The following is a 25,488-nucleotide window of genomic DNA, read 5'->3' as shown; positions in this document are numbered from 1 at the left end:
GTCGGCGATGCAGGATTTGAACCTGCGACCCCTTGGACCCAAACCAAGTGCGCTACCAAACTGCGCTAATCGCCGATGCTTACGATTGCCTGCGAGTGACCTCGTTGACAACGGGGTGCATAATAGTGATTTGCCTGGGAGAGGTCAAACGTTTTTTGCATAAAATAAATCAATCGGTCATTTTTAGTTCATAATGGTTAAATATTGCAAAACTAAGCTGAAATTTAGACGCTTTTTTTGAAAACACCGGTTTATAACCTAAAAGCAACTTGGCGCTTCGGGCCTTTTCTGCGAAAATAGCCTGCATATTAAAAAAGCATTAATAAAATTAATTTTTTGCATACACCCCTCTTTATATGCAGATGCTTTTAAAATATAAGTATCGAAGTTTATTTAACCCCAATTAAAGGTCCCCCATGACGGCAAACATCATTGATGGTAAGGCAATCGCAAAACAAGTACGTAGTGCAGTGGCTGAGCGCGTAAGCGAACGCGTTGCAAACGGTTTACGTGCACCCGGTTTAGCAGTAGTACTGGTAGGGCTTGACCCTGCAAGCCAAGTTTACGTTGGCTCTAAGCGTAAAGCGTGTGAAGAAGTAGGATTTATTTCAAAGTCATTTGATTTACCAGCGCAAACCAGCGAAGAAGAACTACTAGCATTAATTGATGAGCTAAATAACGATGGCGAAGTAGATGGTATTTTGGTGCAACTACCGCTACCTGAAGGCCTAGATGCAGAAAAGATTTTAGAACGTATTACACCACATAAAGATGTAGACGGTTTTCACCCTTACAATATTGGCCGCTTAGCGCAACGTATGCCGGCGCTGCGCCCATGTACACCCAAAGGGATTATTACCTTATTAGATTCAACGGGCGTGCGTTACAAAGGGATGCATGCGGTAGTTGTTGGTGCCTCTAATATTGTTGGCCGCCCTATGTCGCTTGAGTTATTACTTGCCGGTTGTACTACAACGGTATGTCACAAATTTACACAAGACTTAGAAACCCATGTGCGCCGCGCAGACTTATTAGTCGTGGCCGTAGGTAAACCTGAATTTATACCTGGTGAGTGGGTAAAAGAAGGTGCGATTGTGATTGATGTAGGTATTAACCGTTTAGATACAGGCAAGTTAGTGGGCGATGTTCAGTACAGTGTTGCAGAGCAAAAAGCTGATTTTATTACTCCTGTACCGGGTGGCGTTGGCCCAATGACTGTAGCAAGTTTAATTGAAAATACCCTCGAAGCATGTGAAAAATACCACAGTTAATTTAATGCCTTAGCATTAAAAAAGGGTTGCCAACTGGCAACCCTTTTTAGTTTAAAAGCTACTTTAACGCATTTACGCTTTCCGCCATGTTGTTTTACCTGCTGAGTCTTCAAGCACGACACCGAGTGCATTAAGTGCATCACGTGCTTCATCTGCAGCGGCCCAATCTTTGTTTGCGCGCGCTTCATTACGTTTTACAATCAGCGCTTCGATAGTGGCCACTTCATCATCATCTTGGCCGCCTTGCAAAAACGATTCAGGTGCTTGCTGGGCAACACCAAGCACTTCGCCTATGCTGCGTAGCACAAATGCTAATTGACCCGCTTGCTGTGTATCGGTGTCTTTAACACGGTTTAGCTCTTTAGCCAGTTCAAATAAAACCGGTAACGCCTCTGGTGTATTAAAGTCATCATTCATGGCTTTTCTAAATTTAGCCACGTACTCATTGTTTTCAATATCGCACGTTATTGGCTCAACACCGCGAAGTGCTGTGTAAATACGTTCAAGCGATGAACGTGCTTGATCTAAATTCTCTTGTGAGTAATTTAACTGGCTACGGTAATGCCCTGATATTAAAAAGTAACGAACTGATTCAGCGTCATATGTTTTTAGTACCTCACGCACAGTAAAAAAGTTGTCTAATGATTTAGACATTTTTTCTTTATTTACTTGTACCATGCCTGTGTGGATCCATGTATTTACATACTTACCATTGTTTGCACAGCATGATTGCGCAATTTCGTTTTCGTGATGCGGAAACTGTAAATCAGAGCCGCCACCGTGAATATCAAAATGCTCGCCTAAATGCTTTGAGCTCATTGCTGAACATTCTATATGCCAACCCGGACGCCCTGCTCCCCACGGTGATGACCATGAAGGTTCGCCTGCTTTTGCTTTTTTCCACAATACAAAATCAAGCGGATCGTCTTTATCCTGTGCAACCTCTACGCGAGAGCCTGCTTGGAGCATACTTAAATCTTGCTGCGATAGTGCGCCGTACTGCTCAAACGTAGAAACATCAAAAAGCACGTCGCCGTCGTTTGCTACGTACGCATGGCCTTTTGCAATTAAGCGCTCAACCATTTCGATAATTTCATCCATATGATTTGTAACCGTAGGTTCAATATCTGGGCGCAGCATGTTTAGGCTATCAAAGTCTTCGTGCATGGCTTGGGTCATACGCAGAGTTAGGTCATTAATTGACTCGCCATTTTCGTTTGCGCGTTTAATTATTTTATCATCTACGTCGGTAATATTACGTACGTATTTTAAGTCGTAACCAAGGTGGCGAAGGTAGCGGACAATAACATCAAACCCGACAAATGTACGCGCATGACCGATATGACAAAAATCATAAATGGTGATACCACACACATACATGTCGATTTTGCCTTCGACCATAGGTTTAAACTGCTCTTTTTGTCGCGTGAGTGTGTTGTATATTTGTACCATTTACTTTTAGTCCTTGACTGTTTGCTGAGTTGGCTATGTTAACACTTGAAAAGCCCCCGCTCTAGCGCTTTTTATACCCAAACCACCTCAATGCGCGTGTTTAAGTTGGAATTAAAACCAATTTAGGCAAGGCCTTGATTGTATGTAATAGAGGTTCTGTTGTTAAAATTAATAACACTGTAAAAATCAGTTTCAAACCACCCTGCTTATTGCTTAACAGGCTCTTGCTCTGTGCATGGTTATATATTGAGAGAAAATACCACAACGGCCAAATACCGCCTCGATATTAACCCCCTGTAAAACGCACAAGTATATACCTTGGGCAGCTTTGGATATATTGAACAAGCACTTTGTTTATCTTAGTTAACTAAGATAAAATAGCGCGACTAATTAAACCAGATATAGGAAACCACATGGTTGTTCTACACACTAATTTTGGTGACATCACCATTAAAATGTTTGAGCAAGAAGCTCCAAACACAGTTAAAAACTTTTTAGAGTACGCAAACTCAGGTTTTTACAACGGCACTATTTTTCACCGCGTAATTGACGGCTTTATGGTGCAAGGCGGTGGGTTTGTACCTGGTATGGAACAAAAAGACGTTAACGACCCAATTCAAAACGAAGCAAATAATGGCCTATCTAATAAAGTAGGTACATTAGCAATGGCGCGTACGCCTGATCCACATTCAGCAACAGCCCAATTTTTTATTAACGTTAACGACAACGACTTTTTAAACCACAGCAGCGAAACTTCGCAAGGCTGGGGTTACTGTGTATTTGCTGAAGTAGTCGAAGGCATGGACGTAGTAAATAAAATTAAAGGTGTAGCAACAGGCAGCGCTGGTTTTCACCAAGACGTACCGCTTGAAAATGTAATCATCGAAAACGTTACTGTAAGCTAAACGTTTACTCATATACTGAGTAATTAAGCGGGCATGGTACATTATGTATTCGTCCGCTTTTATTAAACCTAACTAGATGCCTCTATGACTTCTCAAACCTACTTTATTGCAGACTTACACCTAAGTGAAAACCGCCCAGATATTAGCGAGGCCTTTTATCGCTTTATAAATACGCACATTATTGGTAAGCCCGTAGATGCATTGTATATTTTAGGTGATTTTTTTGAAGTATGGGTTGGGGATGACTACGTAACAGAATTGGCTAGTGAGGTAGCAAAGCATTTAAAAGCCGTTAAAGATGGCGGTACACCAGTGTACTTTATACACGGTAATCGCGATTTTATTATGCGTGAGCAATACGCTAAACGCGCAGGTATGGTATTGCTAAACGAGCAAACGGTTATAGATTTATATGGCACTCCCACTGTTATTTTGCACGGTGATGAAATGTGTACCCAAGATATTGAGTATCAAAAGTTTCGTAAAAAAAGTCGCGGTTGGTGGTGGCCTAAATTAATGTTAGCAATGCCACTATGGTACAGAAAAAAAATTGCTCGCAATGCCAGAGAAAAAAGCAAATTAAGCCAAGCCGACAAACCCATAGAAATTTTAGACGTAGTAGATGACGCCGTACTAGCGATGTTTGCCAAGTATAATGTAAGCAACATGATACACGGCCACACCCACCGCCCTAACGTACACACTTACACTGTAGGTAAGCAAATACTAACACGCACTGTGCTTGGTGATTGGTATACTCAAGGCTCATATTTAGTGGTTACTCCACAAGGTCAAAAACTCATTAATACGCCCTTCGCATAATCTCAAATCCTGACTATTATTTAAGTACTTTTTGGTAATAGGATAAGGATATATGTATAAAGCTATTTATTGTTTGGTGCTTTGTTGCATTTTTTCCAAAGGGTATGCCTCAGAAAATTGGCAGCTCGTCGCCGAAAACTCCCCACCCTATATTGGTGAGCGCTTAATTGATAACGGCTGGGTTACTGCCTTAACTAAAGCGGCCTTAGCTAATCAAAACATTAATAACGACATCGAGTTTACCAGCTGGAACAGAGCGCTGGAGCTTACCAAAATAAATAAAAAAGATGCAATTTTAGGCGCTTTTTATACAAAGTCGCGTACTGATCTTTTTTATTATTCGCGGCCACTTGCTAACGTATACGTTGGACTATTTAAGCTCAAAGACAGACAAATAAACTATGACGGCAGTATGGACTCTTTACAGCCATACAGTATTTGTAAAGGCGTTGGCTACGCAGTAAGTGAAGTTTTTTCTGAAAGTAATGGCCTGGCCGTAACCTCAACTCGCGGGTTAATTAACAGTTTATATATGCTTCAAAAAGGACGAATAGACTTAGTAGCAGGCACTAAAGAAGTGGGTGAATACTGGTTAAAAAACACCGAAAAGCTTAATGAACCCGGCGCGCCACAAGTTGAATATATTTCGCCCGATTTAGAGCATCATCAACTGCATGTTATGTTTCCAAAGTCTGACCCTGATGCAAAACAAAAAAGAGACGCGCTTGAACAAGGCTTTTCTACTATTTTATACAATGGCACCGCAAAAGAGCTATTAGTAAAACATGGCTTTTCTCAAAGCACGGCGCTTGAGCTCATAGACTTTATAGAAAGAAGTAGCACACCTAACTAACCGGTGTGCTTGAAGAGCTAAATAACACTGCTTTAATTAGTAACTAGTGCAGGAGCGCCACTGTGAAATTTAAAGTCTTCATCAGGGCTAGTGATCAAATCAGCCTCAATTTTACCAAAAAAGTCGACTCGCTCAGTAATATCAAAATCAGCAATTTCTTGTGCCAGTGTTAAGTAATCTTGATAATGGCGCGCCTCAGAGCGAAGCAATGAAATATAAAAATCGCCTAAGCGTTTATCAACATGTGGAGCAAGTGCAGCAAAACGCTCACATGAGCGAGCCTCAATATAAGCACCTACAATTAGTTTATCGACTAATGCATTAGGCTCAAACGTTTTAACGTTACGTAGCATCCCTTTAGCGTAACGACACGGTGTAATACTGCGGTACTCTACTCCATACTCGTCCATTATTTCGAGCACTTGATAAAAGTGATGTAATTCTTCTTTTATTAGCATCACCATTTTATCTATTAAATCTTGCCCGTAAGGTGAGTTAGACTTTGGGATAATAGATTTTGTAAGTTTATTTTTAGCCGCTAAATCACGCCAATTACCCTCACGTTTATAAATAAGTGTTTCAAAGGGCTTTAGCCATTCAAGTAATGCATCGCTGCTGTCTTTATCTACCGCGTACTTACGAATTAAAAACATTGCACTTTGCGCTGCTTTTAACTCACAAATTAAGTGATCGATTAAAATAATCGATAAATTTTCTTTTTTTACTGCCTCAATAACCCATTCATTTGGGGTTTCGCACAATAAAAAATTATTAATAGGGGCTAAAAGTTCGCTATGTGGCACAGGGCTGCTCGTTACTTCAAATAATAAAAAGCCATTTTAACACGAAAAATCACGAAGAATAAAACGAGCTAAAACAACCTCTTTAAAATGTTAATAAGCAGTTAACTTGACTTTGTATATGAACTAAACCATAAATATAGATACTGTATAAAAAACAAACTAACTAAAACTAAATTATAACCAACAGTAATACGTTCCTTTTATGGAGTACCGCTATGATACTGAACCACCTGTGGGGCATTTATGCTCATCCACTCGAAGAATGGCAAACAATAGATAACCGCCACGAAAGCCTGACTTATAGCCTGTCGCATATTTTACTTATTGCATTATTTCCATCGATTATGGGGTATTACTCATCGGTGTATTTAGGCTGGAGTATTGGTGCGGGCAACCCAGTATTTTTAACACATGAAAGCGCACTGCTAATTGCCGTGGCTATGTATGGTGCGTTAATAGCCGGTGTGTTTGCACTGGCCTATTTAGCCCATTGGATGGCCGTTACATTTGGTGCGAAACCTACCTTTACACAAACGCTTGAACTTGCCGCTTATACTGCTACACCCGTGTTTATGTCGGCCTTAGCCGCTTTTTTACCTGAGCTGTGGTTTGTTGTTTGCGTAGGTATGATTGCCCTAGCCTACTCGGTGTACTTGCTTTATACAGGCGTGCCAATACTAATGCATATTCCACAAGAGCGCGGCTTTATTTATGCCAGCTCTGTTGTCACCTGCGGGCTAATTTTATTGGTAATAATTTTAGCTGTAACCGCAATACTTTGGACTAACGGCATTGTGAGTCCAATGTTTACCTAATCAACCACGTTGTTTGATATGAAGTGTTCCCTTTCTTTCCTTCGCAAAAAAGGAGCTAATTAGCTCCTTTTTTTATGTCTGATTATGTTTAATCACACATTAATCAGCTTCGTTGGCATCTTGATTGTGTATTTCAAGGCCTGATGACATGGCGTTTTCGCGGTTACTTTTAGCCGAGTCGTTACGCAATTGATCAATATGGTTTAAGTAATCTTGATCGATATCGCCAGTAATGTATTGCCCATCAAATACAGAGGTTTCAAATTTAGTAATTTCTGGGTTTTCTTGGCTTACAGCGGCAATTAAATCGTTTAGCGATTGAAAAATTAAGCCATCAGCACTGATGCTTTGGTTAATATCTTCAACTTCGCGGCCATGCGCAATAAGCTCTGCGGCAGATGGCATATCAATACCATACACATTAGGAAAACGAATTTCTGGTGCTGCTGAGGCAAAATACACATTTTTTGCTCCGGCTTCACGGGCCATTTCTACAATTTGTGCCGAGGTTGTACCGCGTACAATTGAATCATCAACCAGTAAAACGTTTTTACCTTTAAACTCACGGTCAATCGCATTTAGCTTTTGACGCACTGACTTTTTACGCATTTCTTGGCCAGGCATGATAAATGTACGACCAATATAACGGTTTTTAACAAAGCCTTGGCGGTAAGGTAAATCAAGCATGCGGGCAATTTCTAACGCCACATCGCATGAGGTTTCAGGAATTGGGATAACAACATCAATGTCTTTATCGCTCCACTCACGCGCAATTTTTTCACCCAGTTTAGTACCCATATTTACACGCGTTGCGTAAACCGACATACGATCGATGGTTGAATCTGGGCGAGCAAAATAAACAAACTCAAAAATACACGGCGCATAAGAGGCTTTTTCAGCACAACTTTGTGAATGAAATTGGCCATCTTCAGTTACGTAAATCGCTTCACCTGGCGCAACGTCACGCACAAATTCAAAGCCGTCTGGCTTTAATGCTACGCTTTCTGAGGCAAACATGTACTCAGTGCCTTTAGGGGTTTCACGCTTACCAAATACCAAAGGACGGATACCATTTGGGTCACGAAATGCTAAAACACCGTGGCCAATAATCATCGCAATAGCGGCGTAGCCACCGGTTACTTTGTTGTTTACTTCGGTTACTGCAGTGAAGATGTCTTCAGCGTCTAAATGTAATTTGTCAGACTTACTTAGCTCATGTGCCATGATATTAAGTAGTATTTCTGAGTCAGACGTTGTATTAACGTGACGACGCGCTTCTGAGAACAGTTGCTGCTTTAGAGTTTCAGCATTGGTTAAATTACCATTGTGCGCAAGCGCAATACCAAATGGTGAATTAACGTAAAACGGCTGCGCTTCAGATGAACTTGACGAGCCAGCAGTAGGGTAACGTACGTGGCCAATACCAATTGTGCCTTGTAGTCGTTTCATATGGCGGGTGTGAAACACATCCTTTACTAGGCCATTTGCTTTGCGCAAGCTAAACGTATTGTTTTCAATGGTAATGATGCCCGCGGCATCTTGACCTCGGTGCTGCAAAACAGTTAAGCCATCATAAATCGCCTGATTAACAGGAGATGTTCCGACTATCCCAACGATACCACACATGTAATTTATCCTCGCCGATTAACGGTTTACTGAATTTAAAAAGCTCGAGTTGTTTTCTAGGTACGAAAAGAACCATTCAACAACAAAGCCAAATTCTGGAATCAAAATAGAATTGCCCCACCAGTGCGTGTTTGGTGCACCAGTAAAAGCATCAAGAAAGAAGAGTAACGCGCTCACGACCAACACGCCTCGTAACGCACCAAAAACAATGCCAAAGACACGATCGGTGCCAGATAAACCAGTACGTTGTACAAGCTCACCTAAAATGTAGTTTAGTAAACCGCCTAACAGTAGCGTCGCAAAGAAGAGTATGGCAATGGCCGCCGCATTTCTTAAAAGGGGTTCAGAAATACTTGTTAGGAAGGAAGCTAAATATTGGTAAAACAAACTAGAGATGATAAATGCGCAAGCCCATACTGCTAATGACATAGCTTCTTTAACAAAGCCGCGTATTAAACCGATGATGGTAGACAGTGCAATGATGCCAAGAATGGCGTAATCAACCCAGATCATATTAACCAATTAGTCGCTATTTTGGGGCGCATTCTATACCCAAACCTCGTTAATATGCAAGTTAAAGCGGGAGATAACCAGCAACTAGCACGTACAAAAACTTATCACTTTAACGGCTATTTTTAGCCCTTAAAAACAAAAAAAGCCTTACTATAGTAAGGCCTTTTAAAATCAATTAGAGACGCTGTATTGAGTGACTTTACCGTTTAACTTAGTAAGCGCTTTAAGCTCGGGTAACTTTTTGGTCAGCTCCGCCTTATTAAGCGAGGGACCAACAAACACTTTAGTCAATGTGCCATTTGGCGTTTTAATTGGTTTTGTAAACGTTTTAAAGCCTTTCGCTTTAAGCTTAGCTTGTAAGGCCTTAACATTGGCGGCATGGGAAAAACTACCTAGCTGAATTACATAGGCCATATCAGTGAGGTTTTCTTCACTTTTACGTGGTGCAATAGGTTTTGCTTTTACCGGCTCTGGCGCTTTCGCTACAGGCTCTGGCGCAGTTTGAGGCTCTATGCTTGCTTCGACTATTTCAGGCTCTGCTGCGTATTGGCTTTGTTTGCTTGTTAGCACATCGTCATCGGCAGCTATGTCTTCAATTTGCTCTTGTTTTAAAGGTTCAGCCTGCGCTACTTTTTCATCTATAGACTCTTGAAGGTCAATAGTTTTAAACTCAGAGCGTTCAGGGATAGCTTTAAAGCCCTCTTTGTAGTGGACCTTTTCGCCATCGAGTATATTAGGAATAAACACAATTGCTGCGATCACCACAATACTGGTTCCGACTAAACGATTTATAAAACCTGAGTTCACCGACTTTCTCTCTATTTTTTAAAGTAGTTTATAGCATCTGCAACAGTAAAAAATGACCCAAACACAATTAAAAGCGTATCACTTTGCTGTGTAGGCATAATTACATTAAGTGCTTCGTGCACACTATTATAGCGTTCATGCGTGCCTGTATGAGGTATAGTTTGCAACGCCGCGGCCATATTTTCAACGTTATCGCCACGAGGTATGTGCAAGCTAGTAAGAGACCAGTGATCAATTACATGGCTTACCTCTTTAAGTACACCCGCTTTATCTTTATCAGCAAGCATAGCGACTAATGCATGAATTTTAAAGCCTTTATCTTTATAGCTTGCAAGCTTTAGTGCTAAATAACGAGCAGATTCGGGATTGTGAGCTACATCGGTAAACACTAAAGGTGCAGTGCTTAATTGCTCAAAGCGCCCCTCAACAACTAAGTTATCTAAACAATGCTTAATTACCTCATCACTTGGCAATAAATTTAGCACAGCTAAGGTTGTTAAGGCCGTTGCTGCATTTTGTGCAGGGATCGCTGGCTTATCTAACATCAAATTATGATTTTTATATTGCCATGTAAAATGCGCTTCGTGCTCTTTGAATGTAAAATCAGTACCGGATATAACCATGCCTGCTTTAATCTCAGCACCGTAATCGGTCATTGTATGTGGTATGTTTAAATCACCAATAATAGCCGGCGTGTTTTGACGAAATATACCTGCTTTGTCATAAGCAACTAACTCTCGTGTATCGCCTAGGTATTCTTTATGATCTAAATCTATGGTGGTGATCACGCTTGCATAAGGTGTAACAATATTGGTGGCATCAAAGCGTCCGCCCAAACCAACCTCAAGCAGCACATAATCAACTTCAAAGCGTTTAAAAATAGCCAGCGCACCTAGGGTGCCATATTCGAAATACGTAAGCGCCGTGCTAGCGCGACCTTGCTCTAGCGTGTTAAAGGCATCCACATGGTATTGATCATCAAGCTCTTGGCCATTTATGCGCACACGCTCGTTGTATCTAATTAAATGAGGAGAGGCATACGTACCTACGCTGTAACCTTGCGCAAGTAATAGCGATTCTAAACAGCGTGCAGTTGTGCCTTTGCCGTTTGTGCCGCCAATAAGAATAATTTTGCTGGAAGTGTTTAATAAGCCAATGTTATTTGCAACAGTAGCAACGCGTTCGAGTCCCATTTCAATATTTGCAGGGTGAACACTCTCTAAATAACAAAGCCAATCATCAAGGCTTGATGATTGGCTAGGAATTGTATTTGTCATAGCGTGTAATCAGTAAAGCTGAAATTTACGCTACTCTATGCTCTTGTTCGGTAGAAGGCAAGTTCATAAATTTAGCAAGTACGCGTGCTAATGTGTCGCGCATTTCACGACGGTCAATAATCATATCAATTGCACCGTGCTCTAATAAGAACTCACTGCGTTGAAAACCTTCTGGCAAGGTTTCACGTACTGTTTGCTCAATTACGCGCGGACCCGCAAAGCCAATTAAAGCTTTTGGTTCAGCTACGTTAATATCACCTAACATCGCTAATGATGCAGATACACCACCCATGGTTGGGTCGGTCATTACTGATATAAACGGCAGGCCTTTTTCGCTCATTTTAGCAAGCGCAGCGCTGGTTTTAGCCATTTGCATAAGCGACATAAGTGCTTCTTGCATACGTGCACCACCTGAGGCAGAAAAACACACTAATGGCATATTGTGCTCTAAACATTGGTCTACGGCATCAACAAAACGTGCGCCTACAACCGAAGCCATTGAACCACCCATAAATGAGAATTCAAAAGCAACCGCAGCAACAGGAATACCTTTTAAGCGGCCCTTCATTGCTACTAACGCGTCTTTTTCGCCACTTGATTTTTGGGCTGCGCTAATACGGTCTGAGTATTTTTTAGAGTCTTTAAACTTTAATACATCTTTAGGCTCGTGCTCAGTGCCAAGCTCCGTGCGGTCACCTTCATCTAAAAAGTGCTCTAAACGTTTACGGCCGCTCACACGCATGTGATGGTCGCATTTAGGACATACGTTTAATGATTTTTCTAGTTCAGCTTTATATAAAATTGAATCGCAAGCTGTACATTTAGCCCAAACGCCTTCTGGAATTTCTTTACGACCTGACGACTTAGTCGTTTTAGGTAAGATTTTTTCTAACCAACTCATTTGCAACTCTCTTAATGCTGTTCTGTGTCGCGAGTCTGCTAATAAGTAGCAGACAGATTTTTTCAATTAAAACATGAATTACACAAACACGGTATAAAAAACTGGTCTTAGTAGTTAGATAAACGCTTATAAATTCAACACTAACATTCCGAGTCAGGTAAAAATAATGGCCCTAGTGGGGTTTTAGGAATATTAAAGTGCTCTGGGTAATCTACATCTACTAAATAAAGACCCGCGGCTTTTGCTGTGGCACTGGCTTTAGCACGTTCTTTTAAATCTAATAGCTCTTTTAACCATACAGGTTGGTGCTTGTGTAGGCCTATATCCATCAAACAGCCGGTAATATTACGCACCATATGGTGTAAAAAAGCGTTCGCTTTAATATCAATAATAACGTAATCGCCCTGGCGTTGTACCGATAAATGATGAATAGTTCTGTTTGCTGTATTAGCTTGGCAATGCAGCGCTCTAAAAGAGGTAAAGTCGTGCTCGCCAATTAAGTACTGACACGCCTCTTGCATTTTTGTTTCATCAAGTGGGTGATGAAAGTGCGTAACGCCTTCATTCATAACTGCGCCTCTATAAGCGTAATTATAAATAACATAACGATAACGACGCGCTGTTGCGCTAAAGCGTGCATGAAAGTCTTCACTAACAGGTTGAGCAAAACGAATCGCTATATCTTTAGGGAGTAGCGTGTTCATACCCATAGTAAATGCAACCATCTCACGGGGAGCATGGGTTTCAAAGTGTACAACTTGACCAGTCCCATGTACACCTGCATCTGTGCGGCCCGCACACACTATTTCAACCGGATGATTACAAATGCTCGACAACGCTTTTTCTACTTCTTGTTGTACGCTATTTACATGAGACTGACGTTGCCACCCACTGTAACGTGCGCCGTTGTATTCAACTCCAAGTGCTACTCGCATAATTACTGCTTTACCTACTGTGCTAATGAACGGGGCATTTTATGCTATCTCGCGGTGCAATAAAAGTAACCTCGTCTATTTATAGTCATTCGCAAAATTAAGTAATTTATTTTACCCAATAAAACACAGCGATAAGTTAGTGAGCTTTTAACGTTTTGGGTTTAATAAACATCTAAAACTAATTAAGTGCTTTTATAGGTTAGAGTTATTCGTACCTATAAAAAAACCGCATTAACAAAGCTAATGCGGTTTTTATAATCATGAATGCTCTAGTTAAGTTTAGCTTTTAAACTTTGCGCTTCTTCTTGTACATCTTCAGGGCCACTTTCAATAACATCTTCAATCACTTTAAGGGCTGAGTCAAAGTCGTCAATTTCAATGTATGCTCTTGCCAAATCAAGCTTGGCAGAATAACCACCGCTTTCTAAGTCAACATCTGTTGGGTTATCGCCTGCAAGTAACGAATCAAAGTCACTTAACCCTACGTCCATATTAACCTCGTCATAGGGTTCGTGCTCAAGTACTGAGTCATCGCTTTGCTCAAGTAGCGCGTCAATATCAACAAAATCATCGGTTGTAGCCTGCTGATCATTTTGCGAAGGCTCTTCTTGCACCGCTTTCGCTTCAACTTCAGTGTCTAAGTCTTCGTTTAATAGGCTATCAAAGTCGACATCAAATTCGCTGCTATCTTCTAAATTTAACTCATCCGGTTCACCTAACTCACTAAGCAACGCATCAAAATCGGTTTGCGTTAAGTCAGCCATAAACTCATCGTCTAGCTGCTCGTCGGGTATAACGCCTTCATTAGTTTGATCATCAGCAGCCTGTGTTAGCTCGGCTTCTAATTGCGAATTTGTTATTTCATCTTCAACGTCTTCTGAAAGTGCTTGTTCTAAAATTGCATCGTCAAAATCAGGCTGTTCCTGCGCACTATCCGTTGTTTTCGCCTCACCTAGAGGTTCCTCTTGCGGTAAAGGCGCATCAAGCTCATCATCAATCAGCGGCTCGTCATCTAGGTCGGCTTCTAACGCATCAATACCAGTGTTACCAGCAAGTGCATTTGCTAAGTCTTGCTCAGCTTGGCTTGGCGCCATACCGCTTGCTTGTCCATCAAGTTCATCACCTTGTAACTCTTGCGGACTATATGATTGCTGATCATCTAAATCAATTTCGTCATCGTTATCAAGCTCTAACTCAGGGTACTCGTCAAGTTCTTCACTTGGAGTTACTTGCTCATCTAATAATGCATTGAGCTCGTCGTCTAGCTCATCAACGCTTTGCAATAAATCATCATCGAAAACCCCTTCGTCTTCATCCGTATTTTCAGATAAATCTAGCTCGCTTTCATCATCAGTTAATTCATCTAGAGATGACGGTACTTGAGCGTGGTTATCATCTGCACCTATATCATCGGTATGCTTCGGCTCAAGCTCTGGCTCTGAAAAATCGTTATCAATGAGTAACTCATCATCAAAGTCGTCTTCTAAGCTATCTAATTCATTGCCTGAAAGTGCGTTTGCTAAGTCTTGTTCAGCTTGGCTTGGCTGCATGCCTGTTGCATCACCATCAAGCTTATCTCCCAATAACTCATCAGGAAGATATTGCTGTTGCTCTGTTACATCTAACGTCTCGGGCTTATCATCTGAAAAGTCTATATCATCACTAAGCGTATCATTTACAGCATCATTTTCAGGTTGAGTATCTAAAAGCGGACTCGCTGGTGTTTCTTGTGAATCAAGCGGATCGTCACCTAAATCAACCTCTACCTCTTCAATGTCATCATCAAGATCATCTAACGCCCAATCAGGGTTTTCAACATAGTCTTCGTCTGTAGCCTGCTGTAGCTCGTTGAGTAATTCATCAACACTTTTTAGGGTATCGTCGGTGTACTCTTCCTGTGCATCCTCTGGGTCGAGTAACGTTTCTGAACTATCTGTAAAGTCAGTGTTTTCAAGCAAGTCAGCATCAAGCTCTGGTTCCTCGAGAAGTTCTGGCTCGTCTGCAAGCTCAGGCTCATCTTCAAGCTCTGGCTCTTCTACAAGTTCAAGCTCATCTACAAGCTCTGGTTCCTCGAGAAGTTCAGGCTCATCTGCAAGCTCTGGTTCCTCGAGAAGTTCTGGCTCTTCTACAAGTTCTGGCTCCTCTTCAAGTTCTGGCTCTTCTTCAAGTTCTGGCTCCTCGAGAAGTTCAGGCTCTTCTACAAGCTCAGGCTCCTCGCGAAGCTCAGGCTCTTCTACAAGCTCGGGTTCTTCTTCAAACTCAGGCTCCTCTTCAAGCTCTGGCTCTTCTTCGAGCTCAGGCTCTTCTACAAGTTCAGGCTCCTCTTCGAGATCTGGCTCTTCTTCGAGGTCAGGCTCTTCTTCGAGGTCAGGCTCTTCTAAAAGCTCAGGCTCTTCTACAAGCTCTGGTTCCTCGAGAAGCTCTGGTTCCTCGAGAAGCTCTGGCTCATCAATAAGTGAAGACGCTAAAGTTTCAATATCTTCTTCGTCAAAATCTTCCTGTGCATCAGCTAGATCTTCGACTGAATCAGCTAATGCGCTATCAATATCTCGCTCAGTATTATTATCTGTTGCTACTTGAGCGGCAGATGAATCTTCAGCTTCATCAATTAAGCTGTCTATGTCGTCTAAATCAAAGTCATCGCTTTCTTCAACTAGCGCATCAGCAGGGGTTTCTTCGGTTGTATCGCCCGCTTCATCAATTAGGCTGTCTATGTCGTCTAAATCAAAGTCATCGCTTTCTTCAACTAGCGCATCAGCAGGGGTTTCTTCGGTTGTATCGCCCGCTTCATCAATTGAGCTGTCTATGTCGTCTAAATCAAAGTCATCGCTTTCTTCAACTAGCGCATCAGCAGGGGTTTCATCAGGTGTACCGCCCGCTTCATCAATTAAGCTGTCTATGTCGTCTAAATCAAAGTCATCGTTTTCTTCAACCAGCGCATCAGCAGGGGTTTCATCAGGTGTATCGCCGGCTTCATCAATTAAGCTGTCTATGTCGTCTAAATCAAACTCATCGTTTTCTTCAACCAGCGCAGCATCAGCAGGGGTTTCATCAGGTGTGTCGCCCGCTTCATCAATTAGGCTATCTATGTCGTCTAAATCAAAGTCATCGTTTTCTTCAACCAGCGCAGCATCAGCAGGGGTATCAGGTGTATCGCCTGCTTCATCAATTAAGCTGTCTATGTCGTCTAAATCAAAGTCATCGCTTTCTTCAACCAGCGCATCAGCAGGGGTTTCATCAGGTGTATCGCCGGCTTCATCAATTAAGCTGTCTATGTCGTCTAAATCAAAGTCATCGTCTTTTGGTGATTCTTTATCAGCTTGTTGATCTAATAATTCATCAATATCAAAGTCATCATCCTCTTCTTGGGCTAGCTCTTCGCTTAAGGCGGCCAACTCATCATTGCTTTCTAAGCTGCTATCCGCGGTAGGCTGCTCAACCCCAGGCAAGTCAATTTCAGGCAGGCTATCGTCCTCGTCAAATAAATCGTCTAGGTCGTCACTGCTTAAAATATCGTCTGAATCTTTTGTATCATCTAAATCAAGGTCAATTTCATCATCTTGTTTTTCATCTACAGGTTCATCAAAGCCCTGCTGCATGAAAACGTCTAACTCGTCCCCTTCACTGCCTTCGTCATCAAAAACAATATCATCACTTAATAGGCTTTCTAATTCGTCTTGATCGAGCAAGTTTTCTGAATCAGAAAATTCATCGTCTAACGCATCATCGAGAGAATCATCAAATGCAATATCCTCCTCTGGCAAAATATCGTTGCTATGATTGTCATCTAATTGAATATCTAAATCATCAAGCGGGTCAGGAATGATTGGATCGTCTAACGCATCATTACTTTGCGGCTCGTCTTCGGTAAAGCTGGGCGTTTGTGGCAGAAAATCATCGTCATCTTGAGCTTCTTCGTCTTTGTTGGCGCGCTTTCGTAAAAACATCACCACAGCAAAAATAATTAATAACGCAGGAATGGTCATTAATAAAATAAGCACAAGTGGGTTAGACATTAAAGCGCCTAGGTCAAAAGGTTCTTCTTTTGGTACTTCTTGCACTTTTTGCTGAGCTATTATTTCGTTTTGTTTTTCTATTAGCTCTTTTAGCTGTTTTTGAATTTCGCTGTCTTGGCCTAGCTGTTCTTTTACATTGGCAAGCTCTTTTGAAATACCCGACAATTGTTTTTTGAGATTATTATTCTCAGCTAATATTTCTTCTACATTATTAACCGAGCTTTTAAATTGCTGCTGCAGCTCTACAAGCTTATTACCTTGCTGCGTTTTTATTTCATTTAATTCTTTTTGAATTTCTTTTTTAGCGTCGTCAACATCGGCTTTACGAGCTTGTGTTACTTTAGTTTGCGCGGCGTTAATTTCACTGGTGGTTAGTGTGCCATTTTTCTTCTTTTCCCACAGCGCGTCATCTTGCTCTGAGCGTTGTTTAGCAAGCTGTGGATTTACGCGTCTAATTTCCGCTAAGGTGGGTATTTTTAAATATGCACCACTTTGCATGTGGTTTAGGTTTTGTTCTAAAAAAGAATTAGGGTTTTTGTTATACAAGGCTTGCATAACTTGGTAAATACTAACTGAGTTATCTGGGCGTACTTTGGCAGCAATACGCCATAGTGTATCGGTTGGCTTTATAGGCCCTATTGATCGCCCTTGCGCACCATAGTCAGCGCCTTTTGGCCCCTTTAATTGGGTGCTGTCTTGAGAGTAAATTGGAGTTACTACCAATGCAGACGCTAATATAATAAGTGAAGCTAAACCGCGCATGCTGATCCTTTAATGTGTAAATGTTAAATGCTTTGCTATTTATTTAGCTGCTCAACATTAATTATTCTTGCCGTAACCAGCCAAATAGCTGATCTACATTTGTTATTACAATCTATTTTTATTGCAAGCTCTATTCCAGTTACAAACTATAAACCAGTTGCGGCCTAATATCCATTGCAACGCTTTGAAAATAAATACCTTAAAACTTTATTCTTAATACTATTTTATCGTGATAGATCAAGGCGTTTAGTTTAGTAGCAACGCTAAGCGGCAATAATTTGGCTCCCTTAAATACAAAAGCGGCAAACTATAAAAGTTTGCCGCTTAATTTACACACAATATTAGCGGGTATTTATAAGTAGTTAGCGATTAACTCTTCTGCTATTTGCACACTATTAGTGGCAGCCCCTTTGCGGGTGTTATCACTTACAACCCACATATTTAAACCATGAGGGTGCGAAATATCAGCGCGTAAGCGGCCTACGTAAACTGTATCATTACCACTGGCATCTGAAACCGCGGTTGGGTAATCGCCCTCATCTTCAATAAGCTCGACTCCTGGGGCATCATTTAAAAGCTGTTTAACGTGCTCAAAGTCATACGGCATGCGTGTTTCAATGTTGATTGACTCAGAGTGGCCAAAAAATACAGGTACACGTACACAGGTTGGGTTAACAGCAATAGTGGTATCACCCAAAATTTTATGCGTTTCGTTTACCATTTTCATTTCTTCGCGCGTGTAGCCGTTATCTTCAAAGGTATCTATTTGAGGAATAACGTTAAATGCAATTTGCTTAGGAAAAATTTCGTTTTCCATTGGGCGAGCATTCATTAAATTAGCTGTTTGTTTTGCTAGTTCATCTACGGCTTCTTTGCCTGCACCAGATACGGCTTGGTAGGTAGATACATTAATGCGGTCAATACCGTAGGCATCGTAAATTGGTTTAAGCGCTAGCATCATTTGAATAGTAGAGCAGTTAGGGTTTGCAATAATATTGCGATTTCTAAAGTCTTCAAGGCTGGCTGCATTAACTTCTGGTACCACTAGCGGTACTTCAAAGTCATTTCTAAAATGTGAGGTGTTATCAATTACAACACAGCCCGCATCGGCTGCAATTGGCGCGTATTTTTCTGATACACTGCCACCAGCTGAAAACAAACCTATGTGTGCTTGGCTAAAGTCAAAGCCTTCTACGTCTTGCACTTCAATGGTTTCACCACGAAACTTTATGTCTTCACCTGCGCTGCGGCTACTGGCTAGTAAAAAAAGTTGGTCTACCGGAAATTTACGATCTTCCAGGGTTTCAATAATTTGACGACCTACTAAGCCTGTAGCGCCAAGTACAGCAACGTTATATTTTTGCGACATATTTTATCCTCTTTAAGCAGTGTTAAAACAACACTACTAGTTAAATTAGTTTGCGGTGTTAAAGCCAAGCTGAGCGAGTGCATCTGTATGCTGTGCACTCCCTTTTACCGTTAAAGTGCTAAACTCACGCCTTACTGGGTAGTTTTTACGTAAACTATCAAACCCGTCTTTTGCTAAGTTGCGCAGCAAAATGCCATCATCACGGCGTACGTCGTAAATTAAATGCACTAAACGCGCAATATCAGCCTCAGTAAAGCTGCTTTGTAAACTTAGGCTTGTAACAGCAGGTTGTGGTAAAAAATCAGCGAGAGATTTTTCTGCGGTTACGCCTTTTAATTTACACAATGCTTGGTACAGCATTTGTGTGCCGCGGGCTTTTCCTTCAAGGGTATGGCCGGCAATGTGCACGCTGGCATAGCGCACATGATCAAGCAATGGAATTAAAATGTTAGGCTCGTTTTCCCAAACATCCAAAACCAAATCTAAGTCTGCCCCTTGCTCCATAACCGATAACAAAGCTTGATTATCAATTACTTCTCCGCGGCTCGCATTTATAACTGCTAACCCAGGCTTTAACGCTTTAAGGCGTTTTTCATCAATTAAATGATACGTTTTGTGCTCACCGGTTTTAATCAGCGGTACATGAAAGGTAACCGCATCTACGCGCTCAAGTAGTTCGTCAAGCTCAACATGCTCGGCTAATAAGCCCTGCTCATGTTTAATTGGGTCACATAATAAAACATCAACATTAAGTGCTTTTAGTTTTTGTGCTAAACAGCTGCCAATGTTACCTACCCCAACAATACCTATTATTTGACCACTTAAAGGGGCTGCGTTTTCTTGGCTTAAGGCAAACAAGCTACTTATTACATACTCAGCCACCGCAATTGCATTGCAGCCTGGAGCACTACTAAAGGCAATGCCTTTATCGTTTAGTAACTGAGTATCTATATGATCAACACCAATAGTGGCGGTACCTACAAAGCTTAATTTATTAGCGTGGGCAAGCAAGTCACTGTTTACTTTAGTAACCGAACGCGTAAGTAGTACATCAACATCAATTAGCGCATCGGGAGTTAAGTTTCGTCCATCAAAGCGCGTTACCTCACCAAAGTCTGCAAAATACTGCTCAACTAAAGGCATGTTTTGATCGGCAAGAATCTTCATTGGGGAGTCCGTATGGCAAAATGAGGCGCTATTGTAACGAACAACCGAGCCATTACACAAACTAAAAAGCCGAGCAATGCTCGGCTTTTAATCACTATAAAGAGAAAACGAATTAACCTTTATATTTGCTCATAACTAATGTGGCGTTTGTACCACCAAAGCCAAAGCTATTAGACATAACAGTATTAAGCTGTGCATCACGGCGCTCAGTTACAATGTTAAGGCCTTGTGCTTGCTCATCTAGCTCATCTACGTTAATAGATGGCGCTACAAAGTCGTTTTCCATCATTAAAATTGAGAAAATAGCTTCGTGAACACCCGCAGCACCCAGTGCATGACCCGTTAAAGATTTAGTTGCACTAATAAGCGGCGAGTTACCACCAAACACTTCTTGAATAGCGCCTAGCTCTTTAACATCGCCTACTGGCGTAGATGTACCGTGCGTGTTTAAGTAATCAATTGGTGTATCAACACCTTGCATTGCTTGGCGCATACAGCGTACTGCGCCTTCACCTGAAGGTGCTACCATGTCGTAGCCATCAGATGTAGCACCGTAGCCTACAATTTCTGCGTAAATATGTGCGCCACGAGCAAGTGCATGCTCAAGCTCTTCTACTACAACAATACCGCCACCAGCAGAAATAACAAAACCATCGCGGTTTGCATCGTACGTACGAGATGCTTTTTCTGGTGTTTCGTTATATTTGGTAGATAACGCGCCCATTGCGTCAAATTCCATTGCAAGGGTCCAGTGGAGCTCTTCACCACCACCGGCAAAAATAACATCTTGCTTGCCTAATTGAATTTGCTCAACAGCGTGGCCAATACAATGTGCAGATGTTGCACACGCAGAGCTTATAGAATAGTTAACGCCTTTAATTTTAAATGGCGTGGCTAAACAAGCCGATGTCGTGCTTGCCATCGTACGCGGAACCATATAAGGACCTACACGCTTTACGCCTTTTTCGCGCAAAATATCGGCCGCTTCTACTTGCCACTTTGAAGAGCCACCACCTGAGCCTACTAATAAACCCGTGCGCTCATTAGATACTTGCTCATCAGATAAGCCAGCATCTTCAATTGCTTGCTTCATAGAAATATAAGAGTAAGCAGCAGCATCACCCATAAAGCGCATTGCTTTACGGTCTACGTGTTCTTTAACATCAATATCAATTTTGCCCGACACATTACTGCGTAAGTTGTAATCGGCAAATTCTTGGTTAAAAGCAATACCGCTTTTACCCGCTTTTAGTGACTCTAATACTTCTTGTTTGTTATTACCGATGCTTGATACAACACCGATACCCGTAATTACGGCTCTTCTCATGGGTAATTCCCTTAGCTTGAAACTAAATTACTGTGTATTTTACGCTGTTTTTAGGTGTTAAGTGGTCAGCTTTCTAGCGTACACCTGTACTCTGAATTTAATAGCTTATAAATAACGCCAGACTATTTCAAAGAAAACCCGTAAAATAATTAAAAAATACTGTCTAAAAATTTAATAAGTCATGATAAAAAACGCCCAAATACACTTTAATGAAGTAGGCACACCGGTAGCCGATAACTTTGACGATGTTTATTTTTCTAATGACGACGGCCTTGCTGAATCGCATTACGTGTTTTATCAACAAAACAATATACAGGCGCGGTTACAAAATCATGACCAAACGCATTTTGTTATTGCCGAAACCGGTTTTGGTACTGGTTTAAACTTTTTAAATGCATGGCAACACTTTAATGACCACCTTGCCAATCAACAAGTTCAAAATCAAGTAGACAAACGGGTTAAGCGGTTGCATTTTATTTCGTTTGAAAAATACCCGCTTAATGCTGATGATCTAAAAAAAGCACTGCAAGCGTGGCCAACATTAAACAAGCTTAGTGACGAATTAATAACGCACTACCCTATAAATTTAGGCGGCTGTCATCGCATAGAATTTAATAACGGCCAAGTTATTCTTGATTTGTATTTTGGCGACGTGCTTGATTCAATAAATGCAATGAGCTACCCGCAATCAGGGGTGGTCGATGCGTGGTTTTTAGATGGCTTTGCACCGAGTAAAAACCCTGACATGTGGCAACAAAGTGTGTTTAATGCCATGGTTGATATATCGCGCAAGCATGCAACTCTTGCCACATTTACCGCTGCAGGCTTTGTACGCCGAGGCTTAATAGCTGCAGGCTTTAGCATGCAAAAAGCCAAAGGTTTTGGCCGTAAACGCGAAATGCTGATAGGCCAATTAGCACACGCTAATAGTGCACAGTCATCACCCCCGTACTTTGAACACCCCCCTGCCAAGCTAGAGCATGTTGCTGTAATTGGCGGAGGGATTGCGAGTAGCTGTATTTTGCACAGTTTGGCTAAGCGTGGCATTAAAAGTAGCCTATTTTGCCAAGATGAAAAACCAGCTATGGGCGCTTCACATAACGTACAAGGCGCGGTTTACCCCCATCTGCAAGCTAAAAACTCACCTCATAGTGAATTATTTGCGCACAGTTTTTTATACGCTAAACGCAGTTACCAACAACTACTAAAAAACGGCTTTAATTTTGATTATAGCTGGTGCGGTGTACTGCAACATGCGGTAAAAAAGCCTCTTGCCGATAAACATCAAAACTTAGAACAAAAACAGTTATGGCCTCAAGCCTTAATGCGCAATGTAACTGTAGAGCAAGGAGATAAACTGGCAGGCGTAAAAACCGGCTACTCCGGCGTTTATTTTGAGCAAGGCGGTTGGGTAAACCCACCCCAGCTAGTTGAGGCAATGCTAAAAGCGGCCAATGGCCTTAACCCTATTAATAGCTATTTTAATTGCCATATACAACAGCTTACTAAAACCGATGCAGGCTGGTATTTAACCGACGAGCATACCCAATATGGTCCTTTTAGTGATGTAATAATATGTGCAGGTGAGCATAGCGATGCGTTTGAACAAACAAACGCATTACCTATTGTAGGGGTACGTGGTCAAGTATCACATATTCAAGCGAGTGAACAATCTAAGCAGCTTAAAACCGTGTTGTGCCACAAAGGTTATTTTACCCCCACCTATTTAGGTAAACACTGTATGGGCGCTACATTTGAAAAAAACACAAAAAGTCGCGTCGTTACAGAAAAAGACAACCAGCTAAACCACGAGCAATTACTTAGCTTTTACCATCAAAGCGACTTTGCCACCACATTAGGTGACATTACCTGTGCTAAAGCAGCTGTGCGCTGCACGTTTATAGATCACTTGCCAATGGCAGGACAATGGTGTGAGCAAAGCGATTACAGCACCGCCTTTGCTAATTTACGCCTAGGTAAACGCTATCAATACTCACCTCTATGCAAGCCACAACAAGGCTTACATATTTTTACCGGATTTGGAGCGCGCGCATTATGCAGCGCACCGTTATTAAGCGAGCACTTTATTAGCACGTTAAATAATGAACCACGCCCACTCAGCGAGCGTGTAAGCCAGGCCATTCACCCTGCGCGTTTTATAGTGCGTGATTTAATACGAAATAAAATTTAAATGACATCATTCATTTTTTGCGTAAAATAATAACCATAAAAGGAATTTATACCAATCCGCTTAATTAAGTGATCAATTTTGAGGCTGGAAAAACCAGTTGATGGCTAAGAAAAAAGTTCGCTATTTAGTTGTTCTAAATAAGAATTTTTTAAAACAGGTAGCGACACGGTTAGCACCGCAAAATGATTAAGTATTATTGCGCACTGGTATTATATAACCAATGCGCACCATATGTATGAATGCGGACGGGTATCAATAAAAGGATCACAATGAAAGCTTTAACCTGTGCTGTAACATTACTCGCCGCTATATCGTTTAACACATTTAGCCAAGACGTAACCGCCATCCCCTTACCTGAAGAATTCATAACCACCATGGATGTAACTGGCGAATACCCGCTGGTTAGAACAGGGTATTTAGCTGCTTCTATTGATGCTATTTCTAAGTTTTATCAGCAGGCCCTTGGTGACCCCATTAACAGCAAAGGCGATAATAACTACCGCACCCTTTACTATAACTACCAAAACCATGCTGTTCGTATCAGTTTATACCATCATGATTATGTTACCGAAGTCAGCATAATGATTGAATAAACACAGTAAAAAGCGGCTAATTTTCATACTCAGTTCAGACTCAATTTTTATTCACTTTTAAATAACCACTTTGTAGAGAAAAACAGCGTTTTACCCTTTAAAAACGAATGCCTACCCCAAGGTCTATTTGTACTAAATACCTTTACACTAAATTGAGAAGGAATTAATTATGAGTAAGACCTTAATTATTGGCGCTAGCGGACAAATTGGTAAAATGGCAACCAAGTTGCTTTTAAACAATGAGCAAAATGTATCTGCATTAGTGCGTGATAAAAGTAAGTTAGATGATTTAGATAGTCCATTTTTAACCATTGTGGAGCAAGATCTCGAAGGAGATTTTTCTGGTGCGTTAAAAGATTGCGATCAAGTTATTTTTGCTGCTGGCTCTGGCGGAAGTACAGGCACAGATAAAACCGTGCTAATTGATTTATGGGCAGCCACCAAAGCAGCAACGTATGCTAAAGAGCATGGCGTAAAGCATTTTATTATGATTAGCTCTATTGGCGCTGACGATCCAGACTCAATTGAAAGCGACTTAAAACCTTACTTAGTTGCTAAACATATGGCCGATGAGCACCTTATCAACAGTGGCTTAAACTACACCATAGTGCGCCCAGGTGGGCTGACCGATGAAAGCGCCTCAATGAAAGTAACCACCGAGCGTCCAAACGATCGTTCTAAAGCTAAAATTAGCCGCGAAAATGTTGCCAATGCCCTATTACATATTGCTACTAACGCATTTAATGGTAACCGCGTTTTTGAACTATTTGACGGCGAAACGCCCATTAAAGCAGCTGTAAAATAAACACTCTGGTTGCCCTTTGTAAACCCCCTTGCAAAGGGCAACGTATTTAAATGCTAAATCGCACGCGCCCTCTCTTGCTTCACTATATTTATTAAATGTAAACAACACGTTTAAATCGCTTTATAAAAGCCTACACACCGCGTTCCTAATAAAACAACATGAAAAACAAGCACTTCCACTAAAATCACCGCAAAACAATGCGTTAAAAACTCAACAGAGCAAATTTTGTTCAGGCTTTTTTACTAGTTTAATAAGGCTAAATACTAGAAACCCCTTAT

Annotated in this window: 20 protein-coding genes and 1 tRNA gene; 8 read left to right on the top strand and 13 right to left on the bottom strand. The window is 41.4% G+C overall.

Going from position 1 to position 25,488, the window contains the following annotated elements:
- Position 1: 1 nt before the first annotated feature.
- Positions 2 to 75: transfer RNA gene (locus MSC25_RS06165), tRNA-Pro, on the bottom strand.
- Between the two features lie 341 nt (positions 76 to 416).
- On the opposite strand from MSC25_RS06165, the gene folD reads away from it, so the two are divergent.
- Positions 417 to 1,271, top strand: a complete 855-nt coding sequence (gene folD / locus MSC25_RS06160) for a bifunctional methylenetetrahydrofolate dehydrogenase/methenyltetrahydrofolate cyclohydrolase FolD (protein ID WP_029772557.1) — start codon at positions 417 to 419, stop codon at positions 1,269 to 1,271.
- Between the two features lie 72 nt (positions 1,272 to 1,343).
- On the opposite strand, the gene cysS is transcribed toward folD, so the two are convergent.
- Positions 1,344 to 2,723 carry a cysteine--tRNA ligase gene (cysS, locus tag MSC25_RS06155; protein WP_004586892.1) on the bottom strand — a complete coding sequence of 460 codons (1,380 nt, stop codon included), beginning with the start codon at positions 2,721 to 2,723 and terminating at the stop codon, positions 1,344 to 1,346.
- A gap of 413 nt (positions 2,724 to 3,136) precedes the next feature.
- On the opposite strand from cysS, the gene MSC25_RS06150 reads away from it, so the two are divergent.
- The 3 genes from MSC25_RS06150 (at position 3,137) to MSC25_RS06140 (ending at position 5,303) form a co-directional block, all read left to right on the top strand.
- Entirely contained in the window at positions 3,137 to 3,628 is a 492-nt protein-coding gene (locus tag MSC25_RS06150; protein WP_024032242.1) for a peptidylprolyl isomerase, read from the top strand.
- 84 nt (positions 3,629 to 3,712) lie between these two features.
- Complete coding sequence (locus tag MSC25_RS06145) at positions 3,713 to 4,450, top strand: UDP-2,3-diacylglucosamine diphosphatase (protein ID WP_248442896.1); 738 nt, start codon at positions 3,713 to 3,715, stop codon at positions 4,448 to 4,450.
- Between the two features lie 52 nt (positions 4,451 to 4,502).
- Complete coding sequence (locus MSC25_RS06140) at positions 4,503 to 5,303, top strand: transporter substrate-binding domain-containing protein (protein ID WP_004586889.1); 801 nt, start codon at positions 4,503 to 4,505, stop codon at positions 5,301 to 5,303.
- A 32-nt stretch (positions 5,304 to 5,335) separates the two neighbouring features.
- Here MSC25_RS06140 and miaE read toward each other — a convergent pair whose 3' ends face one another.
- Positions 5,336 to 6,106 (bottom strand): tRNA isopentenyl-2-thiomethyl-A-37 hydroxylase MiaE, encoded by a 771-nt coding sequence (gene miaE / locus MSC25_RS06135; protein WP_004586888.1) that lies wholly within the window; start codon positions 6,104 to 6,106, stop codon positions 5,336 to 5,338.
- Between the two features lie 215 nt (positions 6,107 to 6,321).
- Between miaE and MSC25_RS06130 the strand changes: the two genes are divergently transcribed.
- Positions 6,322 to 6,921, top strand: coding sequence for a Yip1 family protein (locus MSC25_RS06130; protein WP_004586887.1), 600 nt, complete (start codon positions 6,322 to 6,324; stop codon positions 6,919 to 6,921).
- A 99-nt stretch (positions 6,922 to 7,020) separates the two neighbouring features.
- Here the strand turns inward: MSC25_RS06130 and purF are convergent, their stop codons facing one another.
- The 10 genes from purF to fabB all read right to left on the bottom strand — a co-directional run bounded on the left by purF (position 7,021) and on the right by fabB (position 21,621).
- Complete coding sequence (purF, locus tag MSC25_RS06125) at positions 7,021 to 8,547, bottom strand: amidophosphoribosyltransferase (RefSeq protein WP_004586886.1); 1,527 nt, start codon at positions 8,545 to 8,547, stop codon at positions 7,021 to 7,023.
- An 18-nt stretch (positions 8,548 to 8,565) separates the two neighbouring features.
- Positions 8,566 to 9,060 carry a CvpA family protein gene (locus tag MSC25_RS06120; protein ID WP_004586885.1) on the bottom strand — a complete coding sequence of 165 codons (495 nt, stop codon included), beginning with the start codon at positions 9,058 to 9,060 and terminating at the stop codon, positions 8,566 to 8,568.
- A gap of 171 nt (positions 9,061 to 9,231) precedes the next feature.
- Positions 9,232 to 9,867 carry an SPOR domain-containing protein gene (locus tag MSC25_RS06115; RefSeq protein WP_024032245.1) on the bottom strand — a complete coding sequence of 212 codons (636 nt, stop codon included), beginning with the start codon at positions 9,865 to 9,867 and terminating at the stop codon, positions 9,232 to 9,234.
- An 11-nt stretch (positions 9,868 to 9,878) separates the two neighbouring features.
- Entirely contained in the window at positions 9,879 to 11,144 is a 1,266-nt protein-coding gene (gene folC, locus MSC25_RS06110) for a bifunctional tetrahydrofolate synthase/dihydrofolate synthase (protein ID WP_248442895.1), read from the bottom strand.
- 25 nt (positions 11,145 to 11,169) lie between these two features.
- Positions 11,170 to 12,045 (bottom strand): acetyl-CoA carboxylase, carboxyltransferase subunit beta, encoded by an 876-nt coding sequence (accD, locus tag MSC25_RS06105; protein WP_024032247.1) that lies wholly within the window; start codon positions 12,043 to 12,045, stop codon positions 11,170 to 11,172.
- A gap of 140 nt (positions 12,046 to 12,185) precedes the next feature.
- Positions 12,186 to 12,980, bottom strand: a complete 795-nt coding sequence (gene truA / locus MSC25_RS06100) for a tRNA pseudouridine(38-40) synthase TruA (RefSeq protein WP_054983053.1) — start codon at positions 12,978 to 12,980, stop codon at positions 12,186 to 12,188.
- A gap of 269 nt (positions 12,981 to 13,249) precedes the next feature.
- Positions 13,250 to 17,758, bottom strand: a complete 4,509-nt coding sequence (locus tag MSC25_RS06095; RefSeq protein WP_248442894.1) for a FimV/HubP family polar landmark protein — start codon at positions 17,756 to 17,758, stop codon at positions 13,250 to 13,252.
- A gap of 352 nt (positions 17,759 to 18,110) precedes the next feature.
- Entirely contained in the window at positions 18,111 to 19,127 is a 1,017-nt protein-coding gene (locus tag MSC25_RS06090) for an aspartate-semialdehyde dehydrogenase (protein ID WP_004588395.1), read from the bottom strand.
- Positions 19,128 to 19,172: 45 nt separating this feature from the next.
- Positions 19,173 to 20,294 carry a 4-phosphoerythronate dehydrogenase gene (locus MSC25_RS06085; protein WP_096041398.1) on the bottom strand — a complete coding sequence of 374 codons (1,122 nt, stop codon included), beginning with the start codon at positions 20,292 to 20,294 and terminating at the stop codon, positions 19,173 to 19,175.
- A gap of 112 nt (positions 20,295 to 20,406) precedes the next feature.
- A complete protein-coding gene (gene fabB, locus MSC25_RS06080; RefSeq protein WP_004588393.1) occupies positions 20,407 to 21,621 on the bottom strand; it encodes a beta-ketoacyl-ACP synthase I in 1,215 nt (404 codons plus the stop codon).
- A gap of 181 nt (positions 21,622 to 21,802) precedes the next feature.
- On the opposite strand from fabB, the gene mnmC reads away from it, so the two are divergent.
- The 3 genes from mnmC (at position 21,803) to MSC25_RS06065 (ending at position 25,210) form a co-directional block, all read left to right on the top strand.
- Positions 21,803 to 23,812, top strand: coding sequence for a bifunctional tRNA (5-methylaminomethyl-2-thiouridine)(34)-methyltransferase MnmD/FAD-dependent 5-carboxymethylaminomethyl-2-thiouridine(34) oxidoreductase MnmC (gene mnmC, locus MSC25_RS06075; RefSeq protein WP_248442893.1), 2,010 nt, complete (start codon positions 21,803 to 21,805; stop codon positions 23,810 to 23,812).
- A 269-nt stretch (positions 23,813 to 24,081) separates the two neighbouring features.
- The gene (locus tag MSC25_RS06070; protein ID WP_248442892.1) at positions 24,082 to 24,405 is read left to right on the top strand and encodes a hypothetical protein; all 324 of its coding nucleotides are present in this window, start codon (positions 24,082 to 24,084) and stop codon (positions 24,403 to 24,405) included.
- Between the two features lie 169 nt (positions 24,406 to 24,574).
- The gene (locus tag MSC25_RS06065; protein ID WP_004588390.1) at positions 24,575 to 25,210 is read left to right on the top strand and encodes an NAD(P)-binding oxidoreductase; all 636 of its coding nucleotides are present in this window, start codon (positions 24,575 to 24,577) and stop codon (positions 25,208 to 25,210) included.
- Positions 25,211 to 25,488: the final 278 nt, after the last annotated feature.

This window comes from Pseudoalteromonas sp. 1CM17D, from assembly GCF_023161805.1.
Taxonomy (GTDB): Bacteria; Pseudomonadota; Gammaproteobacteria; order Enterobacterales; family Alteromonadaceae; genus Pseudoalteromonas; species Pseudoalteromonas atlantica.
The sequence above is the reverse complement of the archived record's forward strand: the minus strand, read 5'-3'. Positions and strand labels throughout refer to the sequence as shown.

What these genes read in the sequence shown, in the direction of transcription:
- folD (WP_029772557.1), top strand. Translation starts at nt 417, where the DNA reads ATGACGGCAAACATCATTGATGGTAAGGCAATCGCAAAACAAGTACGT.
- cysS (WP_004586892.1), bottom strand. Translation starts at nt 2,723, where the DNA reads ATGGTACAAATATACAACACACTCACGCGACAAAAAGAGCAGTTTAAA.
- MSC25_RS06150 (WP_024032242.1), top strand. Translation starts at nt 3,137, where the DNA reads ATGGTTGTTCTACACACTAATTTTGGTGACATCACCATTAAAATGTTT.
- MSC25_RS06145 (WP_248442896.1), top strand. Translation starts at nt 3,713, where the DNA reads ATGACTTCTCAAACCTACTTTATTGCAGACTTACACCTAAGTGAAAAC.
- MSC25_RS06140 (WP_004586889.1), top strand. Translation starts at nt 4,503, where the DNA reads ATGTATAAAGCTATTTATTGTTTGGTGCTTTGTTGCATTTTTTCCAAA.
- MSC25_RS06130 (WP_004586887.1), top strand. Translation starts at nt 6,322, where the DNA reads ATGATACTGAACCACCTGTGGGGCATTTATGCTCATCCACTCGAAGAA.
- purF (WP_004586886.1), bottom strand. Translation starts at nt 8,547, where the DNA reads ATGTGTGGTATCGTTGGGATAGTCGGAACATCTCCTGTTAATCAGGCG.
- MSC25_RS06120 (WP_004586885.1), bottom strand. Translation starts at nt 9,060, where the DNA reads ATGATCTGGGTTGATTACGCCATTCTTGGCATCATTGCACTGTCTACC.
- folC (WP_248442895.1), bottom strand. Translation starts at nt 11,144, where the DNA reads ATGACAAATACAATTCCTAGCCAATCATCAAGCCTTGATGATTGGCTT.
- accD (WP_024032247.1), bottom strand. Translation starts at nt 12,045, where the DNA reads ATGAGTTGGTTAGAAAAAATCTTACCTAAAACGACTAAGTCGTCAGGT.
- truA (WP_054983053.1), bottom strand. Translation starts at nt 12,980, where the DNA reads ATGCGAGTAGCACTTGGAGTTGAATACAACGGCGCACGTTACAGTGGG.
- MSC25_RS06095 (WP_248442894.1), bottom strand. Translation starts at nt 17,758, where the DNA reads ATGCGCGGTTTAGCTTCACTTATTATATTAGCGTCTGCATTGGTAGTA.
- MSC25_RS06090 (WP_004588395.1), bottom strand. Translation starts at nt 19,127, where the DNA reads ATGTCGCAAAAATATAACGTTGCTGTACTTGGCGCTACAGGCTTAGTA.
- MSC25_RS06085 (WP_096041398.1), bottom strand. Translation starts at nt 20,294, where the DNA reads ATGAAGATTCTTGCCGATCAAAACATGCCTTTAGTTGAGCAGTATTTT.
- fabB (WP_004588393.1), bottom strand. Translation starts at nt 21,621, where the DNA reads ATGAGAAGAGCCGTAATTACGGGTATCGGTGTTGTATCAAGCATCGGT.
- mnmC (WP_248442893.1), top strand. Translation starts at nt 21,803, where the DNA reads ATGATAAAAAACGCCCAAATACACTTTAATGAAGTAGGCACACCGGTA.
- MSC25_RS06070 (WP_248442892.1), top strand. Translation starts at nt 24,082, where the DNA reads ATGAAAGCTTTAACCTGTGCTGTAACATTACTCGCCGCTATATCGTTT.
- MSC25_RS06065 (WP_004588390.1), top strand. Translation starts at nt 24,575, where the DNA reads ATGAGTAAGACCTTAATTATTGGCGCTAGCGGACAAATTGGTAAAATG.